The 22,532-nt window shown below is 46.1% G+C and carries 17 protein-coding genes; 7 read left to right on the top strand and 10 right to left on the bottom strand.

Annotated elements, in window-relative coordinates:
* Nucleotides 1-69 precede the first annotated feature (69 nt).
* Both NAF29_RS05060 and NAF29_RS05055 read left to right on the top strand, forming a co-directional pair.
* Nucleotides 70-1,080 carry a LacI family DNA-binding transcriptional regulator gene (locus NAF29_RS05060; protein ID WP_251260415.1) on the top strand — a complete coding sequence of 337 codons (1,011 nt, stop codon included), beginning with the start codon at nucleotides 70-72 and terminating at the stop codon, nucleotides 1,078-1,080.
* A 53-nt stretch (nucleotides 1,081-1,133) separates the two neighbouring features.
* Nucleotides 1,134-2,129: an aldose epimerase family protein gene (locus NAF29_RS05055; RefSeq protein ID WP_251260414.1), complete on the top strand. Its 996-nt coding sequence runs from the start codon at nucleotides 1,134-1,136 to the stop codon at nucleotides 2,127-2,129.
* Between the two features lie 4 nt (nucleotides 2,130-2,133).
* Here the strand turns inward: NAF29_RS05055 and NAF29_RS05050 are convergent, their stop codons facing one another.
* Complete coding sequence (locus tag NAF29_RS05050) at nucleotides 2,134-2,577, bottom strand: paraquat-inducible protein A (RefSeq protein ID WP_251260413.1); 444 nt, start codon at nucleotides 2,575-2,577, stop codon at nucleotides 2,134-2,136.
* 200 nt (nucleotides 2,578-2,777) lie between these two features.
* On the opposite strand from NAF29_RS05050, the gene NAF29_RS18385 reads away from it, so the two are divergent.
* The 4 genes from NAF29_RS18385 (at nucleotide 2,778) to NAF29_RS05030 (ending at nucleotide 5,252) form a co-directional block, all read left to right on the top strand.
* Nucleotides 2,778-3,449, top strand: a complete 672-nt coding sequence (locus NAF29_RS18385) for a class D sortase (RefSeq protein WP_251260412.1) — start codon at nucleotides 2,778-2,780, stop codon at nucleotides 3,447-3,449.
* A 20-nt stretch (nucleotides 3,450-3,469) separates the two neighbouring features.
* On the top strand, nucleotides 3,470-3,991 hold the full coding sequence (locus tag NAF29_RS05040) for an LPXTG cell wall anchor domain-containing protein (RefSeq protein WP_251260411.1): 522 nt from the start codon (nucleotides 3,470-3,472) through the stop codon (nucleotides 3,989-3,991).
* A 270-nt stretch (nucleotides 3,992-4,261) separates the two neighbouring features.
* Nucleotides 4,262-4,945, top strand: a complete 684-nt coding sequence (locus NAF29_RS05035) for a SapC family protein (RefSeq protein WP_251260410.1) — start codon at nucleotides 4,262-4,264, stop codon at nucleotides 4,943-4,945.
* Nucleotides 4,946-5,069: 124 nt separating this feature from the next.
* Nucleotides 5,070-5,252, top strand: coding sequence for a hypothetical protein (locus NAF29_RS05030; protein ID WP_251260409.1), 183 nt, complete (start codon nucleotides 5,070-5,072; stop codon nucleotides 5,250-5,252).
* Here the strand turns inward: NAF29_RS05030 and NAF29_RS05025 are convergent.
* From NAF29_RS05025 to NAF29_RS05010, 4 genes are all read right to left on the bottom strand, one after another.
* Nucleotides 5,238-6,773, bottom strand: a complete 1,536-nt coding sequence (locus NAF29_RS05025; RefSeq protein WP_251260408.1) for a tryptophan halogenase family protein — start codon at nucleotides 6,771-6,773, stop codon at nucleotides 5,238-5,240. The genes NAF29_RS05030 and NAF29_RS05025 overlap by 15 nt on opposite strands.
* Nucleotides 6,774-6,783: 10 nt before the next feature.
* Nucleotides 6,784-7,485 carry a SapC family protein gene (locus NAF29_RS05020; RefSeq protein ID WP_251260407.1) on the bottom strand — a complete coding sequence of 234 codons (702 nt, stop codon included), beginning with the start codon at nucleotides 7,483-7,485 and terminating at the stop codon, nucleotides 6,784-6,786.
* 108 nt (nucleotides 7,486-7,593) lie between these two features.
* The gene (locus NAF29_RS05015) at nucleotides 7,594-10,224 is read right to left on the bottom strand and encodes a TonB-dependent receptor (RefSeq protein ID WP_251260406.1); all 2,631 of its coding nucleotides are present in this window, start codon (nucleotides 10,222-10,224) and stop codon (nucleotides 7,594-7,596) included.
* 108 nt (nucleotides 10,225-10,332) lie between these two features.
* A complete protein-coding gene (locus NAF29_RS05010; protein WP_251260405.1) occupies nucleotides 10,333-12,942 on the bottom strand; it encodes a family 20 glycosylhydrolase in 2,610 nt (869 codons plus the stop codon).
* A 400-nt stretch (nucleotides 12,943-13,342) separates the two neighbouring features.
* On the opposite strand from NAF29_RS05010, the gene NAF29_RS05005 reads away from it, so the two are divergent.
* On the top strand, nucleotides 13,343-14,587 hold the full coding sequence (locus tag NAF29_RS05005; RefSeq protein ID WP_251260404.1) for an ROK family protein: 1,245 nt from the start codon (nucleotides 13,343-13,345) through the stop codon (nucleotides 14,585-14,587).
* Here NAF29_RS05005 and NAF29_RS05000 read toward each other — a convergent pair.
* The 5 genes from NAF29_RS05000 to NAF29_RS04980 all read right to left on the bottom strand — a co-directional run bounded on the left by NAF29_RS05000 (nucleotide 14,584) and on the right by NAF29_RS04980 (nucleotide 22,530).
* Nucleotides 14,584-16,992 carry a glycoside hydrolase family 3 protein gene (locus tag NAF29_RS05000; protein ID WP_251260403.1) on the bottom strand — a complete coding sequence of 803 codons (2,409 nt, stop codon included), beginning with the start codon at nucleotides 16,990-16,992 and terminating at the stop codon, nucleotides 14,584-14,586. The genes NAF29_RS05005 and NAF29_RS05000 overlap by 4 nt on opposite strands.
* 156 nt (nucleotides 16,993-17,148) lie before the next feature.
* Nucleotides 17,149-17,733, bottom strand: coding sequence for an OmpA family protein (locus NAF29_RS04995; protein ID WP_251260402.1), 585 nt, complete (start codon nucleotides 17,731-17,733; stop codon nucleotides 17,149-17,151).
* Nucleotides 17,730-19,058 (bottom strand): TolC family outer membrane protein, encoded by a 1,329-nt coding sequence (locus NAF29_RS04990; protein WP_251260401.1) that lies wholly within the window; start codon nucleotides 19,056-19,058, stop codon nucleotides 17,730-17,732. The genes NAF29_RS04995 and NAF29_RS04990 overlap by 4 nt, the downstream gene beginning before the upstream one ends.
* A gap of 14 nt (nucleotides 19,059-19,072) precedes the next feature.
* Complete coding sequence (locus tag NAF29_RS04985) at nucleotides 19,073-20,389, bottom strand: HlyD family type I secretion periplasmic adaptor subunit (protein ID WP_251260400.1); 1,317 nt, start codon at nucleotides 20,387-20,389, stop codon at nucleotides 19,073-19,075.
* Nucleotides 20,386-22,530 (bottom strand): type I secretion system permease/ATPase, encoded by a 2,145-nt coding sequence (locus NAF29_RS04980; RefSeq protein ID WP_251260399.1) that lies wholly within the window; start codon nucleotides 22,528-22,530, stop codon nucleotides 20,386-20,388. Before NAF29_RS04980 ends, NAF29_RS04985 begins: the two co-directional genes overlap by 4 nt.
* Nucleotides 22,531-22,532 lie beyond the last annotated feature (2 nt).

Genomic DNA, 22,532 nt, shown 5'->3' with positions numbered 1-22,532 from the left:
AACCTTGGAAATTGCGACTCTTGATGTTGAATCGCTGAAGTCGTTACTATTTATCGGAATGAGAATGCCATGCCTACCATCAAAGACGTCGCTAAAGAAGCTGGTGTTTCTATCGCAACAGTATCTCGTGTCGTCAACAACGGTCCAAAAGTAGGCGATGCAACTCGCGCTAGGGTACTCCAAATCATGCAAGACATTGGGTATCGACCAAATGCCAATGCTCGCGCCTTAGTCATGCAAAAAGAAGCCTCTTTAGGCGTTGTGATTCCCGAACTAACCGACCCTTTTTACGCCTCTCTTGCATCTGGCGTTGATACCGTTGCTCGCCAGCACAACATGCAATTACTGCTATCAACTGGCCTCATTGAAGCCAGCACAGAGCGAGCCGCAATAGAACTTTTATTGCAAAGACGTTGCGACGCCATGATAGTGCACAGTAAATTCATGTCAGATGATGAATTGACCGAGCTTGCAGTCGCCACTCCCGGTATGGTTTTCATTAACCGTTACTTACCCGACATCCCAGAGCGCTGCATTTGGCTAGACAACATTGCCGGCGGCAAGCTTGCCGCGAGGCACTTGCTGGTGAATGGCCACACTAACCTTGCATGTATCACCAGTGATTACAGCATTGACGACCCGATGTTGCGCCTTCAGGGGTTTAAAGAAGAATTAGGGGAAGCTGGTGTGTCTCTTCGAGAAGAGGCCATTGAATATGGCGCACCAGGACAATTGGGCGGCGAACTTGCAACTCAAGCTTTGTTGGCCAAAAACATTCCATTTACTGGGATTTTTGCTTACAACGACAGCATGGCCGCAGGAGTCATTAAGGCCCTACATGATGCTGGATTAAAAGTTCCGCAAGACGTATCAGTCGTAGGATTCGATGATGTGTTACTCAGCCGCTACGTCAGGCCACAGTTATCGACTATGCGCTATCCAATCGAACGCATGGCAATTAACGCCGCAGAGCTTGCACTAAGTCTTGTCGGGGGGCATCCGAGCGAGCTCCACAGCACCAATAAATACCTACCGACACTGGTCAAACGTGAATCATCCAGCAACGCATCACTTTCATAAGCCTATGTTTAGGCGGTATAATAGCAGCCACTTTCACTTGCTGATCCATTCTAATGCCACACATGTCTGATGCGCCCTCTTCAAATTCGTCATTTTACTGCCTAAAAAACAAAGCTGGAGTAGAGGTTGAACTGATCCCTCTCGGTGCACGAGTAGGAGCCATACGATTTCCTATTGACGGCCAACTCACCAATTTGGCACTAAGTTACGACAACATCAGCGACTACGAAAAAGACCCCTTTTTTATCGGCACAACAGCAGGCAGATTTGCCAACCGTATCTGTGAAGGACGTTTTGAAATCGATGGCGAAGAATTTCAATTGCCACTGAATGACGGCCACAACAGTTTGCATGGCGGTCCAGGAGGCTTTCATACAAAAGTATGGCAAGTAGAACAACGCTCAGCCACTGAGCTCACCTTTCTACTGCAGTCGCCAGACGGTGACCAAGGCTACCCAGGCACATTGAACGTGCAGGTTAAATACAGCTTGAGCGAAGACAGTAAAATAGAAATCGAATTTAGCGCTACAACTAATCAGCCGACGATCATTAATTTATGTAATCACGCTTACTTCAATTTAGGCGCGACCAATATCAAACAGTTAGAATTGATGATGAGTGCCAACCAATATCTGCCCATTTATTCCGATGGCATTCCAGAAGGCTTACACAACTCCGTCGTTGGTACATCTCTTGATTTCATGAAAGCCAAATCATTGGCAGGCGTGTTCGATCATTTAGATGATGTTGTCAAAGCGCGTAGCGGTTTCGATCACGCACTTATATTATGTCGTCCACAACTGGATCACCTGTCAGCACAATTAAAAAACCCAGAAAATGGGATGCATCTCGACCTATATACCGACCAACCTTCTCTGCAGATCTATTCTGGACAATACCTAGACACACCATTTCAGCCATTTGGTGGAATTTGTTTAGAAGCCCAAGGTTGCCCTGATGCCCCCAACAAACCCTATTTTCCTTCAGCATTACTAAGACCCGGCCAGGGCTATAAACGCACTGTGGTGTATCACTTTTATCAAAAATAACAGTTCAAGTTCGCTTGCTCGGCGTCGGTTCCGAGTAAGCCTCTGTATACCTCATCAGCATCGCCAACACCAAACTTCCTAATGTGGCCGCCAAAAATAGATAAAAACCCGTTTGTACCTGTAATTCAATAATAGCGTCGAGTTTAATCAGCACCACAAGCAGCGCAGCAACAAACACATCCAACATGCTAAAACGCCCTAACAACTCAAGTGCTACCAGTAATTTAGGCCGCCGACGCTTGGCGTATGTGTGCCACAACAGAGCGCCCAGCTTAGAGACTGGGAATACCATTGTGAACACAACGATAATCGACATGAGCACAAACTCTCGTTGCTCGAACAATACTCCCACCACTGCGAACAAGCTGCTTTGTTCCTGCCAAAAGTAAAACCGGGTCGTTTGCCAAAACGGCAGTACATATGAAAGTACGAGTACTGCCAAGTTCACAAATATTAAAAATCTAAATATTACCTGTTTAAAACTAAACACATTCACCTAGCCTGAAAACCCATATCAACTGGGCATATTGAGCACTTTAACTTCATCAACTAAGCCACCTTTCATAAACTTTGTAAGCAATTGATTGTTGCAACTTTATAGGTTTGAACTACAACTTAAACTAATTTAGCAAACATTGTCGTTGATCCGTGAACTCAAAAAAATCTCTATTACTGTTGGAACGATTCTGCTGGTTTTCTAGCACATTACTGCTGGCGAGCTATGCGGCTGCTCACCTACACGCTAATGCGGGTAAAGATGAACAAGTCGACGCCTTCGAGCGCCAGTTTTCTGCTCAGCAAGAACTTAGATATACGCAAACTAACGACGATTCCGCCGGAACTGGAACAACCGACTTAACACCACCTGCCCCCGACATGTCTCTTTGGTCAGCGCATGCCAAAAAAAAATATGACGAAGCAATGAAGAGCTCCAGCGAAGCGATCATTGCCATGATTGAAATTGACGATTTAGCGCTCAAAGTTCCCGTGTATTTGGGCACTTCTGATGCGAATCTCAACCGAGGCGCCGGAGCGGTGACAAATGCAGGTTTCAACAATTTCGCGATAGCAGCTCATCGAGACAGCTACTTTCGCAAACTGGCCAATATCAAAAAGAATCAACAAATACGTGTTCGTAATGACGATGGTACAACAGAAATATACTCGGTACAGGACATTATCATTGTGGACCCCGGCGACACTCAAATCCTCAATGAATCCGCGACCCCAACGTTGACCCTAATTACCTGCTACCCCTTCTATTACGTAGGGAGCGCCCCACAACGATATATAGTGAAAGCCAAATTGGTGAATCACTGAATTAGCAAAAGGAAAGCAAAATGGAACGTAACCCCTTAAAATTAATCGCTGCTGCAGTTTGCGCTATGTCGATGACTGCTGGCGCACAAGCGCTTGAGTGTGCCGATGTAGAATGGCACCCGGATGTATTAGCAGCTTATCCAGAAGCATCTCAAGCATGTTTGGAAGTCGTTGAGCAAGACGGCAAGCCGTACGTCAAAATGAAAGCTCAATATGAAGGCATTACTGGGAATCGTGTTCGCCTTCGTATTCACGAAAATGACGGTGATCGCATCATTAAAACATTCCGCCTACAAAACCCTGTCACAATTACCGCTGCGGGAGAAAAAGTAAACTGGCGTGATCTTTATTCTGGATATGAACTCACCTTCATGATTCCTTCTGATCGATTTGAACTCGCACAAGTGGATTCCGACGAAGTGGTTGAAGTCGTTGCCGTTGAAGAACTTCCAAAAACTGCAAGTGTATGGCCACTGGTGGGAATGATGGGCTTGAGTCTATTAGGTGTAGCAGGTTTGGTTCGCCGTTTACGTCGCAGCTAATTTAACACATCATCTCAATCGGAAAAGCTAGGCAGGTGCCTAGCTTTTTAAACAATGAAAAGTCGCATTTGCGAACAAACCGTATAAACCCCAAGCAATCCACAGTGATTTTTTCACCCTAAAAACTAATTCTCACGTAAAAATGAGCCGAATCGGCCTTGTTACCGGTCAATGCCTCACAGTTTTGCGATAATCCCACTAGAACTTTCACACAAAATTGATAGCATGCGGAGGCACACAACAACAAACTACTTTATAGGAACTCAGACTTTGAGCGTAAAAATTGCACCGATCACTGCAAAAGACCACAGTGACATCAAAATTAAACCTCTGGGTGATTTCTCTGGATTCGCCGAGCGCCATCTTTCTCCAATCACAATTCACGAATTCTCTCGTGCGGCTTCATGCTTCCCAATTGTATTTATCAAAGATTCTGAATCAGACCAATACAAAGTTGTCGCAATGTTTAGCGTGAACCCTAAGCAAAACGTCTTTGTTAAAGACGGCAAATGGACGGCAACTTACCTGCCTGTAAACTTAGCTCGCGGCCCATACTTCATCTCAAATGACGAAAAACCTGTTATTTGTATTGATGAAAATGATGCTCGCGTCTCTAAAGAAGAAGGCGCACCTTTATTTAACGAGAATGGCGAAAGAAGCGAATACTTCGACGGCATCATCGAGTCTATGCAAAACCTGATCAATCAAGATGGTGTGACTCAACAGTTCATCGACAAATTGGTTGAACTAGAGTTGCTTCACGCATCTAACCTTACGATCACTCGTAAAGACGGTACAAAGCACGAAGTATCAGGCATTCACATGGTTGATGAGCCAAAGTTCAAAGAACTCACTGATGAGCAAGTACTTGATTTGAATAAATCAGGTTTCTTAGGATTAATTTATATCCACCTTTGCTCGTTAGGCCAAATCCAAAACTTGTTGCGCGACTAAACGTCACTCTTCAATCGTTTAAATAATATAGAAGCCAGCATTATTGCTGGCTTTTTTGCGGACGTCTTTTACCTCAAGGTATAACATCTTTACCGATGAGAACTACCGCTATGTGTTATATGGAATGCAACATTTTCCAGCACTCATGCGCCCCATCACAAAGGGCGAATATCAACATTATTTTGCAGAGGTGAACCGTCGAAGTGAGCAAACCTGCCAACAAGCGATAGACCATGCTGCAAGTCTGCCTGCTCAGAAGAGTACGCTTAAATCAGCCTACCCGCCAACATCGTCAAACACGTTGTAAGCCATGCTTTTTGATCTGCTCTATGAGTGCTCTGTGTGGCATCAATTGAGCTTTCATTTGTGCTGTAACCTGTTCGATTTTTTGCACCGTATTCGTGTATTCTTGCTTCTGTCCAAAGCGCTGAGTTGTTTGAGGTTGCGTCGGGAAATTCATGCCATACAACACGTATAGATAATTCTCCAAATTAAAAATATCTATCGTCGATGAAAAGTCGTAACGCGTCGGCATTTGATGTCGCCATAGATCCAAGTTTTGCTGCAAACCATCAGGAATCGTATTGAGAGCTCGGTTGTCGCACCAAAAGTCACTGTCTGAACGATTTGAGATGCAATAATGAAGTTTAATAAAGTCGATCACTTTATCCCAAGTATGGCCAATTCGTTGGTTAAATCGAGAAGCAATGGGCTCCATTGATTCTCGAGTGGTGGGCAGTTGTTCAGCCAACATTCGAGCGGTTACATCGAATAACAACAGGCCCGTTGCTTCAAGCGGTTCAACAAAGCCTTGCGCCAATCCCATTGCAACACAATTGCCACACCAAGCTTGACTCCGAACGCCTATTTTCATTGGAATACGACGCAACGAAAGATCGCCATTGTCATCGTCAAGATAGCGACGCAATGCAATTTCTGCCGTGTCATGTGTGGTATGCCCACTGGAATAGACATACCCGACCCCGCGACGTTTCTCCAAACCAATGTCCCAGATCCAACCGGCCTTTTGTGCAGTTGATAACGTGCTGCAGGGGATATCTGCATCGGCAGATGCATACGGCACTTGAACCGCCAGCGCATGATCAACGAATAGAGTGTGATTTTTATCATCTAATTGCACGCCCATCTCTTGCTCAATGAGGCGGGCTCGAAATCCAGAGCAATCAATAAATAAATCGCCTGCGATCACTCCAGCAGAGTCTGTGTCGAGGGATGCAATGTCCCCCGATGCCAAGCGTGTGACAGCCTGCACATGACTTTGAATATGCTCAACTCCCATACTTACAGCATGCTCACATAGCAATTGAGAAAATTTAGCAGCGTCAAGATGATAGGCATATGAGACTGGCCCAGAAAATTCAGGATGGGTGAGTAATTTGGGGCCCAAACCAGCATCACATAAACTCGCTTGCACGCCCACTGTATGGGCAAATGAATGGACAGAATCCATCAACCAATAGGGCGTTGCATCAAAACCAGTAGGGTTAGGGTAATCAAAAGGGTGATAATAATAAGCTGCTTGTGCGTCAGAGGGGGCAAACCAGTCAATGAATTTAACGCTTTGCTTAAAAGTTGCGTCGCATTGTCGAATAAAGTCGGTTTCTCGAATGCCTAAGTATTCTAATGTCTGGCGCATCATAGGCACAGTTCCTTCTCCAACGCCCACTGTGGGAATACCTGGAGATTCTATAAGCGCAACTCTGACGTCTGTAGATCGATTCAACTGTCGCTTTCGCGCAATGTGGTTTGCTACCAGCCAACCTGCTGTGCCGCCCCCTAAAATCACAATTTTTTGCACCGCTGACATACGGACCTCTTTAGCGCTTCGCTTTCATCAGCGTCAAACGGTTTACTTGTGCCAAAGAGCACAAATGCGAATAGATAGGCGTTAATAATCCTCGCTTGCGCAAGTCTATGAACTTGCTGTCGTCCAGCTCGTTTAACTTGCTCTCATCGACCATATAAACTCCTTCCAGTTTCAATGGGTTGCCTTCGATATTTAGCGTTAATGAACGATGCGCAAGCACATTCAAATCGGCCAACATTTGCAAAAATGAAAACGTGACTTGCTCTGACTCTAGATACTGAATCATTTTTTTCTTGCGCTGTTCAAGATACGGCGTGTTATTGCCTCGCTCATCGAACAATGCCTCTCCCAACTCGCGGGATAACAGATCACTGCCTTCAATAATAGCGACCAACACTTGATCTTTATTTTGCGCGTCGGGAATCAGTGACAATGGAAAATGAGTCACACTCGCGGGTATATAAGGCGCCCTCCACTCCTCACCCACATAGAGGTTTTCCCCCGGAACTACACCGGTCATGGCGACTGCCCGAAAGCGACCATTCTGTTCATTTTTAACAAATACAATAGGGTACTCAATGCACACTTGAGCAAATTCGTGAATCACCACTGGTATCAGATGCTGCCCTCTCACGTGAGCATAGGACCGGTCGATTTTTACGTTTAAATTGGCATGAGTTTTTTGATGTAACGGCACTCGTTTTAAAGACATATGACGACTCCAAATACCCAGAGTTATAACGATTTAATACGATATTTGATGCAAAAAAGGGGACTTTCGCCCCCCCTTTAACTTCACACACTTCAACCTAAATCAGGCTTAAAAGTTTACTGATGCACCCACGGTAATCATGCGCGCTTGTTGGTATTGGAAAGTTGGGAAACCTTCGGTGAAACCACTAAAGTCAGTGTGTTCTTGGTTATTCCCGTATTGTTTCGATTCTTCTTCCAACAAGTTGACTGCATCAATGCTGATATCCAGATAGTCTGTGACATGCCAACGTGCCGACAAATCAAGCGATCCATAGTCATCATGCAAGCGGTTGCCGTAAGCACCCGGTTCGCGCAACATGTACTCGTCACGCCAGTTGTAGGACATACGTACTTCAATCAGTTCGTTTTCGTAGAACCCGGTGACGTTGTAAGTATTTTTAGAGCTGTTACTTAAATACGGATTCGCATCTGTAAATGTGTCGGAGTCAGTGGTGGTATCGGTATAGGTGTAGTTCACAATGGCACCTAAGCCATTGCCAAAATCTTGCTGGTATTGAAGTTCTAAGCCTTCAATTTCAGCCGACTGACCGTTTTGCTTCTCTTGAACAGTCCAACCTGCCGCTTCTTCCTCCGGCGTTAAAGTTCCACCAAATGGAATGTCCGCAGAATCTGCGTGATATTCATTGATGGTCACAAAATTAGAGACATCTTTGCGGAACCATGTGGCCGACATGAGTGAGTCATCGGTGAAGTACCACTCAATGCCCAAGTCGAATTGATTCGCAATAAATGGGTCTAAGCCAATATTCCCAACCACCCAAAATTGATTATCAGGCAAGTTATCGTTTGCACCCAGCACATCTGGGTTCACATACATATCAATATATTGTGGGCGCGCCATAGTTCTAGCCGCCGAGAAACGAAGAATTAAATCATCGGCTAAATCAAACGCGGCATTAAAACTTGGAAGCACTTCACTATAATCTGAGTCAGTACTTGTTCGCACCCCTTCCAGATAATAGGTCGATGTGGCGTCAGTGGTCACATATCGAACACCAAAATTACCGCGCAGACTATCCATGGAGTAACTCGCCATTGCGTACAGCGCAAAACTGTCTTCCTCAATCTTACTGTAAGAACCTAGATCTTCTGTTTTACCGGTAATGCTGTCTTTGGCAAAACGCTTGAGCGCTCCGTCATCAATTTTAGTCATGGCGTAGTTGTCGGTGCCAACATCGAGCTTACCGCTCAAAATTCCTGCCGTTGAAATGGTCGGGTCGAAGCTCGCGTCTTGCTGGAATTCGTAGCGACGACTTGTGGTTTCGTGCATTGAATACTTAGTACCAAACTTAATGGCTGCAATAGCGCCATAATCCACAGGGAATTCAATATCAGCCTGCGCATATTGCTCATCATCTGTTTTGGGAGTGGCATTGAAATTGGAACCCGTGCCCATCACCACAGTGCTTGGCACATAATTTTCTAAATCAAAGCCATTCAAATCCCACTTTTGCTCGCCGCTGGTAAAATCATAAGTGCCACCTGGAATTGGCGTACCACCGGTGCCATCTTCAACCACCATTTCAAAATCAGTTCCGCCGTCTGACGATGAATCACCAATTTGAACCCATGCGTTAAAGTTGTCGCCTTGGTATTCCATTTCCAAATCAATCACGGTTGATTCCATGGTTGCTTCACGAGGGCGAGCTTGATAATACGCAACGTTTAGAGGGCCTGAGATTTGTGTTCCAGAACCTGCACATGGAGCACCGTTATCACAATTAGCTAAGCCTGTGCCGCCAATCCATGTTGTATCGTCCCAAGCACCAGAGCCAGGAGCTCCAGCCCACGTCGTATCGGCTTGAGTTAGCCAAACTGCATAATTGGTATTATTGGCTTCCATTTCCATATTGATCGCATTCAAAGTCAGCGTCATATTATCTGTTGGGGCGTATTGCACAACGGCAGCCAATGACGAACGAGAACGCTCTTGTTCAAACGCAACTGGGCCTGCGCCCCACTCCCAAAACGCTTCATTACCTTGACGTTGCAATGTACGGTCTTGCATCACACCAGAAATAAGCACACCAAAGTTTTCGTCGTCATTTTTCCAACTACCAAGGGCCGACAGTTGAGGGTCCCATTCTTCAGAGTCTGATTGATAGAGTCCTGCCATAGATCCATAAAACGAATATGAATCCATGTCTAAAGGCTTGCGAGTATTCACCTCGACGGTACCACCGACGCCACCTTCAGCAAGATCTGCCTGGGAACTTTTATATACTTTCAAATCCCCCACTAGCTCAGACGGCAACAGCTCGTAGTTAAAGCTACGTTTTGCAGGTTCAAGCACAAACCAGCCTGTAGACGCCACGTTCTGACCATTCAATGTGGTCAACGTCAGATCATCGCCCGCTCCACGAATTGAGACCGATGCGCCTTCTCCGAACTGCCGAGTGATGGAAACACCCGGCACACGCTGCAATGATTCAGCAACGTTACGATCTGGAAATTTGCCCACATCTTCAGCCGAAATAGCATCAACAACCGAGTCACTAAAACGTTTTTCATTGAGGTTTTTTCGAGCTGACGCCCTGATCCCCGTCACTTGAATGACTTCAACATCATCAGCAACCGGTGCTACTTCATTTCCTTGCTGTGCCATTGCCGGCATTGCAATACTCATGCAAAGCGCAGCTCGAACACAGTTCGCTAGAGGTTTAGTTGAAAATATCACTTGCGTTCTCCCTATCATTTATAATGTTGCTGTACGGCTGTTTGTCCAGCTTCTGTCAGCATTTTTATGAGCGACGAGACCCAAAATCTGTCCGCGCTTTGTCTCAAGTCATTGCGTCATCAATGACTTGAGGACTGTCAATCGTGATTGCCTCGTACCATCCGAATTCTTCGTCACTAACTCGACTGTGCCGTCAAGCTGTAGCGCTTTCTCTATGGCTAATCCCGGAAATGCCACATTGCTTTGAACTTGACCGGATTCCCAAATAGCACCAGGCACAGGAAGGCGATAATCAATGCCCGCTCGATCCATGCGAGCAAGTTCTTTTTGCCCAATCAGATTGGCAAAACGTTGCCAGTCGTCGTGCAAAACATGTAAAGGTGTCCTCCGAGTTTCGCCTTTGAAAAAATTCTGGCCGATGACTGGCGTCAGCTCCCATTCGGGCTGATGCCAGGACCGTTCGGCCAGCGCAAGAAGGCGAGGAAAGATCATGTAATCAAATAACTCAGGGGTACGAATTGTCTCGCTCCAGAAAGAGCCAGACATTCCTGCCGGTTGGTTAACACCTGCGGGAGTCGTTGCGCTGAACGACCGACCGTCTCGGTCAGTGTTTAGTTCTGCACTTTGTGCCAAATTAGAAGGGGTGTAGCTGAATACTTTAAACGCATCGGAATATCGCGTGGCCCAGTAATAACCAGGCTCATTCGGGTGAACTTCATTTGGCATGTCAAAATATAAAAAGTCAGGACTAGTGAGCACTACACCAAACCCTTTTGCATTCCATTCTGGTAACGTATCTGCCGCTCCGGCATAGACCATTTCCCAAAGATTGACACGTACGTTTTGGGTGGCAAATTGGTCGGCTGAATCTGCATATTTCAAGCCATCTTGCCAAGCCTGAAATGTAGTGACGCCTTGCTGATGTGCGAGTTTACTGACTTCAATTGCAAAATATGTAGGCAGCTCACTTACCTCTGACACAATGCCTTTTTCAACAAGCTTTTGACATGCTGGCGAACGTCCAAACGGAGTATCTTCTTTGGCGAGATCGATCTTTCCAACCTCTCCATCGCCGTCCAAATCTTGATACCCATTGGATAAGTGAATGTTCTTGGCTTCATCACCGCCGTAATGCCAGGTTTTAAGCGGTTGTCCGGCGGTTTTGTGCATGGCTACTAGGTCTGCCATCACAGTACCTACAAATTGCATTGATGATGCCAAACATGGATTTATGAAGCTGGTTTTGTCGTAAAACTGTACCGTAGTGACATGGGACGTATCTGCCGGATCCAACAAGCGGTATCGCATTGCTGCTTGCGTGTTACCTCGCGCCATTTGTTGCTGATAACGCGCTTCCATCGATACAACTGCCGCTCGCGCATGAGCTGGCATGTTGATTTCTGGAATCACATTCACAAAGTTTGCGTGGGCATGTTCCAACAACTCAATGTATTGCTGCTGCGAAAAATAACCACTGCCACTGTTATCGCTTGTTGGACCGCTGCCCAACTGCGGTAGCAAACAAGTCGCTTCGCTTAAATCAAAACAACGCTTTGCACCCACATGAGTTAACTCCGGCAACGAAGGTATTTCTATACGCCAGCCTTCGTCATTGGTTAAACCAATATGCAGCGTATTGAGCTTGTAGGCTGCCATTTGTGTGATGAGCTTTTTAAACGTTTCAAGCGATTGGAAATTGCGGGCAATGTCGGTATGCATGGCACGTGTTGAAAATCGCGGCGCATCTTGCACCGTCATAAATTGAATCTTAGGTTCGGCTGATTTTACTGCAGAAATAAAGCTTTGGGCGCCATAAAAAAGCCCTATTTCAGACGCAGCTTGGATCATAATTTTGTCAGCAGAGACCGTCAGCTTGTAGCCTTCTTGTGACGTTAGATCCTGCACAATCTCGCCAACCACTTTCACGCCCGATGAAGACAATTGAATTCCTGTTTGTCGCAAACGCCGAGTCAACGCATCAATGTTGCTTTGTGCTAAATCGGGAATATTCCATTGAATACCCGAAGAAAGGTCACGTACCCCGGCGAACAAAACCTGAGATTTTGGCTTTGGAATAATACCGGATTGAACTCGTTCACTCTGCTCGAAACTTGCGCGCTCATTCGCTACATAACGAGTCGAGGCGTTCATTTGAATATTGGCATCTGTTGATGATCTGCTCGCGTTTTCAAGCACCAAAGGTAATGTGAACTCGCTGACATCATTCGTCTTGGTGTTGGCAATCACTCGAGGCTCCGTGCCTTCAGAAACCAAGAATGCGCGAGGCATGAAGTCAAAATTGAAAAGCTGCCAGAATTCGCCAACAAAAGGCAGCTCAAGCTGTTCTCCTTGACCAATACCTTGCCAGTTTTGGTTCGGTGTCAAACGGTAGAGATCGCCGGTGAGATGCTCAATATCAAGCACCTCACTGTCAAAGCGAACAATTCGTCTCACGCTATGAAAATAGAGTTGCCAATCGGTATGGGTAATTGCTTCTCCCTGATTGAGGAGGGTAAATTTGGCGGTATAACAGGATCCCCATTCAGCGCCCAGCTCAACACAATTGGCCTCACTTTTAGCAGGATGGTTGGACACCACTTCGGCAGTCCATCGGAGTTGCTCAGCCGCACTATCGATATTCGCTTGTTCTGATTCGCACCCTAGAAGAGCACTTGTCACGCCAGCAGCAATCAATAATTGAGTCAATGAATGAGACATCTAAAATCCAATCTTAATTTACTATTCAAGACAATTCAGTCTTGTTTCGATGATTTTAATTTAACACTTATTTTACTCATTAAAACCAAAACCTGACATTTATGGGATTAAACTCACAAAAAGTGTTCAAAACATATTCAAAAAGGCTTTAAAAATGAACTTATTTCGCTTCAAAAAATATATTTTTTACCAAGCAAAATATCTAAGTCATTGTTTTTGAGTTACTTTCATATCCTGTAAAACAATTACAAAGAGGCTTCTCACAAAAGCGATAGAATCACTGACCCAACGGGCGCGGGTACTGTTAGAATGTATCCATTGAATCAAGACGTTATCGCAACGGTCTATTGCTGCCATCCAGTAGTGAAGCCATTGCCCCGTTAACTAGTAGTGAATTGGTATGACTGTGAGCACGGAAAATATTTTAGGCATCAGTGGAAACGACTCCCAATCAACACTTGGGCTTGTGTACCAATTGATAGAGCAAGTGGGGCCACTGTCTCGTATTAAAATTGCTGAATATGCACATCTTGCACCGGCGAGTATCACGAAAATCACTCGGCAATTATTGCCTCTTGGCGTGATTCGAGAAGTAGATGCCCAAGCTTCAACTGGTGGCCGACGCGCAATTAACTTGTCAACTAACCCTGATTTACATCAAATGGTTGCGATTCGTTTGGGACGGCAACACTTGCACTTGGGGCTTTGTAACTTGGCTGGGGAGGAGCTTGCTTCTCATACCGTCAGTTTGTCTGAGGTACCCGATGGAGAGGCTCTGCTCACTCAACTCACTCACGAAACCTCATTATTTCTTAGCTCTCATAAACGTAAAGCGAAAGACGTAGTTGCCATTGGTATTACGAGTCCGGGCCTACTCAATTCTAAAACGGGTGTCATTCGTTACCTGCCACACATTGATCTCACTGAACCGCTGGAATTGGTTAAACATCTTGAGTCGACCTTTGGAGTGCCATGCTATTTGGGCAACAGTATTCGTGCATTGGCGCTTGCAGAACATTACTTTGGCTCGGCTCGCGATACTAAAGACGTTGTTGTTGTGCGTGTTCATAACGGTATTGGAGCAGGTATTATTATTGATGGTGCGGTGCTCATGGGGCAGGATCAAAATCGAGGGGAAATAGGCCATATTCAAGTTGATCCATTAGGTGAACGTTGTCACTGCGGCAACTTTGGCTGCCTTGAAACTATTGCATCAAATCAAGCCATTGTGAAACGCGTGAACCATTTATTCGATAGTGGCTACAACAGCGCTTTGAATAAAAATGACTTAACCATGAGCCATATTTGTGCGGCTGCAAATAAAGGTGATGAACTTGCTCAGCGAGTACTCAAAGAAGTAGCGGAAGCCATGGGAAAAGCTCTGGCAGCAACAATTAACTTGTTGAACCCACAAAAAATTGTCATTGGAGGTTATATTACAGAGGCTTGGCAGGTGGTAGAGCCGGTGCTTAAAGCCACGCTCGAACGTCAAACTCTGAATAACTTTCTATCGGATTTAAAACTAGAACCTTCAAAATTAGAGCGCCGATCTTTGTTAGCATCATTCGCACTCGTTAGACGAGCGCTGATCAATGGTGAATTGCTTCATCACATGATTGACCAACGCTCGACTAAAGAAAGTTAAGCTATTTTAGGCACAATGCGAATATGAGCGAGGCTGATATCTAACGCAGCTTCGCTTTCAATGACAAAGTTATGCATCACTTGAACCCACTGATAACCTTCTTTATCAAAGTCCTTCAATGGAATCCGAACCGTTTGCCAATTATGAGGTTCAGCGCCTTGTAAATGTTCATTCACGGTGAGCACGGCAGATTCACCGTCGTCTTGTGAAATGATTTTCATCAAGACGTCACCGTTAGGTATATCTCCCAAGCATGCTTCAAATACCAGTTCAGCATCATTCAACATGAAAGTTGTGAGATTGCGCGGGTGTTCAGCAAACGAGAAATATGCTTTTTTCTCACCAGACCAGACCAATCGAATTGCATCTTCTTGGATATGCCAGTCAACCGTATGGAACGTCAGAGACTCTTTAAATGCCTGTGTTTTAGAGGTGACCAAATTGCGGTCGTTTTCGTCCCATAAAACCATTTGCATGGTTGAGGCAGGGACACGATCAAAAATCACTAAATCACCCGATGGCTTAGGGTAGTCCATGTTGTTCTTTTCAGTCAGAACCGGCACCTGCTTATCCATGGATAAGTAAGTCAGACCATAACCATATCCAAACAACGGCACATACTCAGCATCTTCGCGATTTAAAATAAGCTGATCGTCGAACATAGGCCATGAAAAAGAAAGCTTTCCGACGAAGTCATATTTAGGCAATCCATTCTTCGCGGCCACCAAAACATCAGCCACACCTTGGCCTTCGCTGCCAGGCAGCCAAGCCACAACAAATGCGTCTGAGGCATTAATTTCTTTATTGGTCCAAAGTGGACGCCCCGTTAAAAACACAGATACCACAGGGATCCCTTGTGCTTTTAAAGAATTTAATAACGCCAAATCTTCTTTTGTGCGTGCTTGAAATTCTAAGTGCTCAATGTCTCCTACACCTTCGGCATAAGGTGTTTCGCCAAAAACTACCACGGCTACGTCGGGACGTTGCTGATAAGAACCGTCCACACCAAGCTCTATCGAACCACCAGCGGATTCAATCGACTCTTTGAAACCTTGGTAGATGGATGTGGCCCCTGGGAAGTCTGAATTTTTGTTGCCTGTGCCTTGCCACGTAATACTCCAACCGCCGCTTTGCTGGCCAATGTTGTCAGCACCACTACCGGCAAGCAGTACGTGTTGTTGAGGATTGATAGGCAGTAGTCCACCGTTATCTTTCAACAACACCAATGATTCACGCACCGCTTGGCGAGCAATATCGCGGTGAGATGGGTGGCCGATTAACTCTTCTTTTCCAGATAAAGGGCGTTGTGATGGCGGTAAACTGTCGAGCACACCGGTGCGGATCTTCACTCGCAAAATACGTGCAACGGCATCGTTCACGCGTTCCATCGTGACTTCACCACTTTGCGCTTGGGCCAGCGTGTTGTGATATAGCGGCTCCCAATCTTCAGGTACCATGATGATATCAACACCGGCTTCAATCACTGCGGCACAACTGTCGTTGCGACACCCCTTAACCTGTCCGTGACCATTCCAGTCACCCACAATAAGGCCATCAAAGCCCATACGATCCTTGAGTACGTCAGTCAGTAGGTATTTATGACCGTGTAATTTTTCACCGTGCCAGCTGTTAAACGATGCCATGATCGTTTGCACACCCGACTCAATGGCGCTCACATAGCCCTGCGCATGAATATCAAATAGCACTTGCTCTGAGCTTAAATTGTCGCCCTGATCGATCCCCGTGTCGGTACCACCATCACCCACGAAGTGCTTAGCAGTTGCGATTAATTGTTCATCACCAAAAAAGTTTTCGCCCAGCTTACCTTGTAAGCCTTCCACCATGGCTGACGCGTATTCATGAACAATCTCTGGGCTTTCAGAATAACCTTCATAAGTGCGACCCCAACGATTGTCACGAACGACAGCAACTGTTGGCGCAAACGCCCACTCAATGCCGGTTGCTAGCACTTCTCGCGCCGTTGCTTCGCCAATTTTACGGACTAGCTCAGAATTTCCAGCAGCACCTAAACCAATGTTATGAGGAAATAACGTCGCGCCAATCACGTTGTTATGCCCATGAACTGCATCAGTGCCCCACATAGTTGCAATGCCTGACTCGCTTTCTTTAGATGCAACGAAATAGCTTTCTGCCAAATCGATCCAGCGCTGAGGCGTTGCTAACTTTTCATTGTATGGGAACGACCCACCGCCATTTAAGTATGAGCCAAAGCCGTAATGCTTCATCTGCTCAGTACTCACATAGCGAATTTCAGGCTGAATCATTTGGGCAATCTTTTGCTCCAACGTCATCGTGCTCATGATTTCGAGAATACGTGATTCAACAGCGTCGTCGACTGGAGACGACATCTCTGGCCAAATTTCAATGTTATGTGGCTGACTCATAAGAAAATTCCAATCCGAAAAAGATATTTTAGCTCTGCAAACAATGCAGATTGACGATGAATGAAGCTGAAGAATAAGCCATGAGATGAAAAAATGAAAGCGCTTTCATTTCATTTGTGATCCATATGCAATTTTGCATATGGTGCTTCATTGAGTCTATTCGCCGTTGTAGATCCACCAAGCCATTACATATGGCTGATTGTTGTAAGCTATTAAAGCAAGGGTGCGACGTTGACGCAGATCTTTGATATGAGCGACTTGTTTGCTGCTAAAGTCGTAACGAACAAAACGACTGGCAGAAATACCTTGTTGCTCCATCGCTCGTTCAACTGATGCGACTCTACGTTCGGCCAGTTTCTGGTTGTATTGCAGAGAACCCTCAGGGGATGTATCACCCATTAACATCAACTGAACGTGTGGGTGTTGATTGAGTATTTCAACCAATTGCTCAACTTTGTAAAACTCAACTTTGGAAAGTTGGCTCGAATCGTAAGCGAAGTGAAAGTTAGTTGCATGCCCTATCGCTTCATCAAACGACATTGAACACCCCTCATTATTGGTTAACGCATGTTCGGGGGTTTGCGGGCATTGATCGCGTACGGTAATAACGCCATCCCTGTCCGCATCGGAGAGGTCATTGACCTGTTCGCGTTCAATAGGTAGTTCAGGGTGTTGTACACAACCTGACAAAAACATGGATAGGGCTAATCCAGCGAAAATATAAGACAAGGAGTGTATCATTGCGCCACCTCCGCATTGGCTTGCCACTGGCTTGGAGTATCGACCCGCATGGACGTCAATAGCTCGCCTACAGCGTTCAGCAAGCGATACTGCGCTGCTTTGTGATCATAATAGCTATTCAGATAACTACGGCGCGCAATAAACACCTCAACTTTGGCATCCAATACATCTAACAATGAACGGCGGCCGAGCTTAAACTGTTCGTTGTAGCCTTGCTCTGCCTTCACTGCCATTTCAACATTTTGTTGGTAAAAATCGATTTGCTGCTGCAGAAATTCACTGGCATTCCAGGCAAATTTTGTGCCTTCGACAACTTGCCTCTCAGTTCTCATCCTTACCGCCAGTGCAGCCTCCTTGCGCCACAAAGCAGACTCGGCCTGTGCTGTTGTGCGCCCGCCACTGTACAAATCATATTTTAAATTCAGCATCACACGGGCATCGTCATCTGGCCCTTCGATTCCCCCCATATCATCATTGTCATAAGCTTCTACATCAATTGATAAAGTTGGCCAGTATCCACTTTTGTCTCGGTTATATTGCTCGTTAGCGGCTTGCGTATCAGAAATAGCAGAACGAATCTCAGGATGTGCTGATATCGCCTTTTGTAATGCAAGCTCCAAATTATCAGGCACGATGTTGGCATCGGCTTTTGGAATTGTGAGGGCTTCAGGATTAGTGCCGACCAAGTGAAAATAAACAGCTTGCATGTCGTATAGATTATTTCGAGCAGCAGCTAATGCACTGCGAGAGGTTGCAACCCGCGAGGCCACTTGCGCTAAATCTGAATCGCTACTTAGACCCTTTTGATGACGAGTTTGAATGTCTTCAAATATGCTTTGATGGTCAATAACATTGCGTTCCGACAGCTCTACTTGCGCTGCAGCCTTAAGCACATTGAGGTACGATTGCGCCACTTCAAGTGCAACATTTTCAGCTTCTGAAATCAGTTGCAAACGCGCTGCTTCGGCTTCATAACCCAAGCGAGATACTTCGGCTGGCGTTCTAAATCCGTCAAATAACATTTGCGATAAACGCACCCCAAGCTGCTGGGGGTTTGTTTCCGATTCAATTTTGTTATTTTGTTTGTAGTCGATATCCGAATACCCTATCCCGGCATACAGTTGCACTTGGGGTAAGTAGTCAGCAAAGGCAGCCCGCTTGTCTTTCAGCACCGACACGTACCGAGCATACTGACCCGACACTCGTGGGTTTTGATCAATGGCTTGTGCAACCGATTCTTCGAGAGTCATGCCATGTACATTCAATGCAAAAAAACCACAGAGCAACGCTGCTCCCATGGCACGATAAAGTATGTTGAATTTCATCCATTTAATCCTTACTACGGCTCACGTAAAGCTGTCGCTTTGGCCCTTAGAATAGGCTTCATTAAATAACTTAAAACAGTTTTTTGGCCGGTCATGATGTCGACACTAGCTTGCATTCCCGGAATGATGGGTTGATGTTGAATTTCATTTGTATGGGTCAATATATGCGCACGATAGTATGTGGTGCCATCTTCATCTTGAAGGGCGTCAGCGCTGACATGTACAACTTGACCTTTAAGCCCACCGTACACAACATAGTCAAACGCTGTGAATTTCACCATTGCCCCTAACCCCTGCCGCACAAAAGCAATATCTTTGGGCGCAATTCTCGTTTCCACAATCAAGTTGTCACCGAGTGGGACAATTTCCATCATGGCTTCACCCGGCGACACGACTCCTCCCACCGAACGTATGGCAATATCTTTCACTACGCCTTCCACCGGTGACACAACTTGAGTCCGCTTTAGCCTGTCGGCCAAAGCCGTCATACTTTCGTCAAGTTGCGCCATTTCTCCTTCAAGCTCGTCGAGTCGAGCTTGTGCGCGTGCTCTAAACTCAATGGCTAAACCGAATCGGTGAGCAATTGCTTCGTTGCGTTCTGCAACAGCACGTTGCTCACTCAGCTGAGCATTCACAATATCTCCTCGAAGCTGAACACTCTCACGTTCCAATTGAATCACTTCCACTTCAGCAACCGCGCCTAATTGGGCGCTTTCTCGGGTGAGTCTCAGCTCTTTTTCCGCCAATTTTTGACTCAAGGTTAGCGTGTCAAACGTACTTTTATAGCTTTCGACAGCCCGTTCAAATTGAAAGATTTGCTGTGCCGCAAGTTTGAGTTGTGATTCAAGTTGATCAATACGCTCCGAGTAATGGGCCATAGACTGTCGGCTACCCGAATTGTCGTCTTGCCATACAATTTCTACTGGATCGACCAAAATCGCTTGATGCCAATCTTGCTCATTTTCGTCAACTTGAACCGAAGAAAGCTCTGCTTTTAAGCGTGTTTTTAATGCAAACAAGGCACTTCGCTGGGCTTTTGCTTCTTGAAACGCCGAGCGAAATCGGGTGTCATCAAGCCCAGCTAATAGCTCTCCTACTTTCACTCGCTGGCCTTCGGTCACATAAATGACTTTGACAATACCACCCTCAAAACTCTGAATTTTTTGCACTGATTGAGATGGCACAACCTTGCCTTCTCCCACCACAACTTCGTCCAGTGTTGATAGAGCCGCCCAGATCACGGCTGCAATAAGTAATGCAGCTACTAACCACACGATCGCTCGCGCCTGGTAAGCCTGCTGCAGCTGTTGCCAGTAGCCGGGATGATTCATGAGCCACCTCGACGCTTCACTGACACTGATTTCATCCGCTGACGGTCATTGGCAAATAGCTTGTCCGGTGTTGTCTCGGAAATAATTTGCCCTTTGTCTAAGACTAAAATGCGGCTACATAGCGCCAATAAAGATGGTTTGTGTGATGCAATCACCATGGTGGTTTTCGATGACATTGCCAACAAAGCCGCTTTCACTCGCTGCTCCGATACATTGTCCATCGCACTGGTAGGCTCATCCAATAGAAGTAAATGGGGTTGGCGCAGTAAAACCCGAGCTAACATAATCGCCTGCCTCTGGCCTCCAGAAAGGCACCGCCCCATTTCTCCGACTTGGCTTTCTAGGCCCGCTTCTAGGCGGTCTAAAAACAATTCGACACCGGACTGACGAATAACCGTTGCTAAAGCCGTTTCATCATATTTAGGGTTACCCATGACGATGTTGTCGAATACGGATCCAAACATCAGTAGCGGTTGCTGTTGTACGTAACCTGTGTACTTACGAAGTAGTGATGGCGGCCACAGTGAATGATCAATATCATCAAATCGAATTTGCCCCGATGATGCTTGGTATTGCCCTGCCAGCAAAGCCATTAAACTCGACTTTCCCGCGCCTGCATTCCCAACTATTCCAACTCGCTCGCCAGCCGCTATACAGAACGAAACACCTGTTAATGCTGGTAATTTATGGTTGGGATAACTAAAGTCGACATGACTAAATTCTATCGCCCCTGAAAAACTTTTTGCGTTCACCGTTTGTGCAGCAGAACGCTCTTGTGGAAGCGCCATAATGGTATTAAGCGACTCAATGGCTTGCCGCGTCTGTTGATAACGCAGCAACAGCATCGCAAATTGATTAATCGCTGAGGATGCCCGCCCGCTGAGCATCACTATGGCAATCAGGCCCCCCATACTAAGTAAGCCTTCACTAATTCGATATACACCTGCGAGAACTAAGGCAATGGTCACAAGCTGCTGGCTATTGGTGATGCAATGGGTGATTAAATTAGTCCGCAAGCGCGCTTGCCCATTCCAATCTGCCAACGCACTCACCGTCTGCTCCCAACGTTTTTGCATGAGCCCCTCAGCATTGGACTGTTTTACTTCTGTCAGTTGATTCAAAGATTCCACAAGGTGAGTTTGACGTTGGGTAGACAACTGACCGGTTTGTTCTAGGTGACTCCGAATTGCCGGCTGCAATAGTGCGGATAACACCACCAAAATGACCATCGCAGCAATCGGTATAAATACCATAGGGCCACCCAGCCAACTCATCAGCAACAAAAACAATAGGGTAAATGGCAAATCAACCGCAGTCACTAAGGTGGCAGAGGTTAAAAACTCTCTAACGCTATCAAATTCTTGAAGCTGACGCGCAAACGCTCCTGCAGATTGCGGGCGACTTTCAAGTCTCATCCCCATGACTTTAGAAAACAATGCTGCGCTTAAACTTACGTCAATCTGGCGACCCGCAACATCCGTGAGTCGCGTTCTGGCCTGACGCAACAACCAATCAAAGACAATGGCAATGACCGCGCCCGATGCAAGCACCCACAATGTATGAAATGCCTGATTCGGCACCACTCTGTCGTAAACATTCATCACAAACAAAGGGCCAACAAGGGCTAAAATATTGACCACCAAGGATGCAATGAGCAAATCACGATACCAAGGCCGAGCTTTGTTAATGGCCGCTTTAAGCCAATGTTCCGGTGGACTTGAAATATGCTCAGTGCTGCGTTTGTCAGCTTTTGCTATCACTATCACACGCTGCGCTAAGGGGTTCAGATCGCCAGAATCTCTGGCGATAACTCTGCACTTTCCGGACGGATATTGGATGTCAATTTGCTGCTCTCGCCGTGATACCAGTAGCAACGGCTGCCCTTCAAGATCTGTGGCAATAAGGGGAAAGTCTTCGTTTTCACAATGCTGCCAATTAACCGGTTGTAATTGCACTCCGATTTGTTCCGCTGCTCTGTCAACCAGCAGAGGAGTCAGAACACCTTCGACGAGCGGTAACCCTGCGGTTGCTTGCTCAGCTGTAGCATAACCTCCCGCTAGACGGCATCCACTCAAAAGTACCAGCAACCAATTGTCCAGAGGCTTTTTCTGTGCACTATCTGTTTTATTTAAGTCAGTCATAC

The organism is Echinimonas agarilytica, from assembly GCF_023703465.1.
In the GTDB taxonomy this organism is placed as follows: Bacteria; Pseudomonadota; Gammaproteobacteria; order Enterobacterales; family Neiellaceae; genus Echinimonas; species Echinimonas agarilytica.
Note: the sequence above shows the minus strand (reverse complement) of the source record. Positions and strands in the feature narration are given on the sequence as shown.

Excerpts from the sequence above, each read along its gene's own strand:
- NAF29_RS05060 (WP_251260415.1), top strand. The coding sequence starts at position 70 with ATGCCTACCATCAAAGACGTCGCTAAAGAAGCTGGTGTTTCTATCGCA.
- NAF29_RS05055 (WP_251260414.1), top strand. The coding sequence starts at position 1,134 with ATGCCACACATGTCTGATGCGCCCTCTTCAAATTCGTCATTTTACTGC.
- NAF29_RS05040 (WP_251260411.1), top strand. The coding sequence starts at position 3,470 with ATGGAACGTAACCCCTTAAAATTAATCGCTGCTGCAGTTTGCGCTATG.
- NAF29_RS05030 (WP_251260409.1), top strand. The coding sequence starts at position 5,070 with ATGCAACATTTTCCAGCACTCATGCGCCCCATCACAAAGGGCGAATAT.
- NAF29_RS05025 (WP_251260408.1), bottom strand. The coding sequence starts at position 6,773 with ATGTCAGCGGTGCAAAAAATTGTGATTTTAGGGGGCGGCACAGCAGGT.
- NAF29_RS05020 (WP_251260407.1), bottom strand. The coding sequence starts at position 7,485 with ATGTCTTTAAAACGAGTGCCGTTACATCAAAAAACTCATGCCAATTTA.
- NAF29_RS05010 (WP_251260405.1), bottom strand. The coding sequence starts at position 12,942 with ATGTCTCATTCATTGACTCAATTATTGATTGCTGCTGGCGTGACAAGT.
- NAF29_RS05005 (WP_251260404.1), top strand. The coding sequence starts at position 13,343 with ATGACTGTGAGCACGGAAAATATTTTAGGCATCAGTGGAAACGACTCC.
- NAF29_RS05000 (WP_251260403.1), bottom strand. The coding sequence starts at position 16,992 with ATGAGTCAGCCACATAACATTGAAATTTGGCCAGAGATGTCGTCTCCA.
- NAF29_RS04995 (WP_251260402.1), bottom strand. The coding sequence starts at position 17,733 with ATGATACACTCCTTGTCTTATATTTTCGCTGGATTAGCCCTATCCATG.
- NAF29_RS04990 (WP_251260401.1), bottom strand. The coding sequence starts at position 19,058 with ATGAAATTCAACATACTTTATCGTGCCATGGGAGCAGCGTTGCTCTGT.
- NAF29_RS04985 (WP_251260400.1), bottom strand. The coding sequence starts at position 20,389 with ATGAATCATCCCGGCTACTGGCAACAGCTGCAGCAGGCTTACCAGGCG.
- NAF29_RS04980 (WP_251260399.1), bottom strand. The coding sequence starts at position 22,530 with ATGACTGACTTAAATAAAACAGATAGTGCACAGAAAAAGCCTCTGGAC.